The organism is Nocardia sp. NPDC005998 (assembly GCF_040614395.1).
Taxonomy (GTDB): Bacteria; Actinomycetota; Actinomycetes; order Mycobacteriales; family Mycobacteriaceae; genus Nocardia.
In genome coordinates, this window is sequence record NZ_JBEXUI010000102.1 from 1 (window position 1) to 1,345 (window position 1,345).

General features: G+C 64.9%; 1 protein-coding gene. It reads right to left on the reverse strand.

Features of this window, described 5'->3' with window-relative positions:
- Window positions 1-38: 38 nt before the first annotated feature.
- Window positions 39-1,112 (reverse strand): IS110 family transposase, encoded by a 1,074-nt coding sequence (locus tag ABZ293_RS42020; protein WP_355189920.1) that lies wholly within the window; start codon window positions 1,110-1,112, stop codon window positions 39-41.
- Between the last annotated feature and the right edge of the window lie 233 nt (window positions 1,113-1,345).

Genomic DNA, 1,345 nt, shown 5'->3' on the forward strand with positions numbered 1-1,345 from the left:
CTCCGACTGCTCGCCGAGCGTAGATGCTCCTATGGATGTCAAGTGGTCGGCTGAGGCTGGTTTGCGGTGATGATTCGGTAGAGTTCGCGGGCGATGTAGCGTTTGAGGCAGCGGATGATTTCTTTTTTGGAGAGTCCTTCTTTGGTGCGTTTTTCGGCGTAGGCGCGGGTTTGTGGGTCCCAGCGCAGGCGGCATAGTACGACGCGGTAGAGAGCGGCGTTGGCTTGTCGATCGCCGCCGCGGTTGAGTCGGTGCCGGTTGGTTTTGCCCGATGATGCGGGGATGGGTGCGGTGCCGCAGAGCATGGCGAACGCGGCTTCGGATCGGAGCCGGTCGTGGTTTTCACCCGCGGTGACCAGTAGCTGGCCGGCGGTGTCGGTGCCGACACCGTTGGCGGCGAGCAGTTTTGGGTTGATAACTGCTATCAGTGGGGTCAGTAGTTCGTCGAGGTCGGTGATCTCGAGGCTGAGTTGCTGGTGACGGCGAGCCAGCGAGCGTAACGCGATTTTCGTGGCGGTGGCCGGGGCGGCGGCGTCGGTGCGGTCGGGGCGCAGTGCGGCGCAGGTGGTGATCAGGTCGGTGGTGGAGAGTCCGCGTAGCCGCCTGCGTAGTTCGTCGGGGGCGGTGACGATCAGCGACTTGATCTGACGTTGGGCATCGGCGCGTTGCTCGACCGCCGAGCGGCGGGCCACCCGCAGGTTACGCAGGGCTTCGATCCGGCCGTCACGTTGTTTCGGTGCGCCGGTTCGGGTTTGGGCCAGTGCGGTCTTCGCGGCCGCGATCGCATCGATCGGGTCGGACTTGCCTTGGAACCGGCGGGTTTTTCGATCGGGCCGATCCACCTCCACGACGTGGATCTGCTGCTCGCGAAGCAATCGCGCTAGCCCGGCCCCGTAGGCGCCGGTGCCTTCCACCCCGACTCGCAGCAACCACCCGAAGCCTTGCATCCACGCCAGCAACGCCGCGTAACCCGCTGCGTCGGCAGGGAACTGGGCGGTGCCCAGCACGCGCCCGACCGGGTCGATCACCGCGGCGGTGTGGGTGTCGAGGTGAGTGTCCACCCCGCCAGCGATCTCGATCACCTCGGCGTGTTCGTGTCTAATGGAAGCCATTGTCGTCCTGTTGCTCGTGAGGCGTGGGCAGGGCGGCACGCACCAGCCGGGCAACGCGGACAAGACAGAGATGGGGCCTCTGGCCAGGCTCCTATGAAGTCACAACGCCACACCTGGTGGGTGCACACGAGCACCTCCCGCCCAGGCCGACAGATCTAGTTCAAGACCCGAAGTCAGTCATAAGGAGGGTCAAACCTCGGCGGGAGGTGCTCACCCACATCCTCTCTGTCATA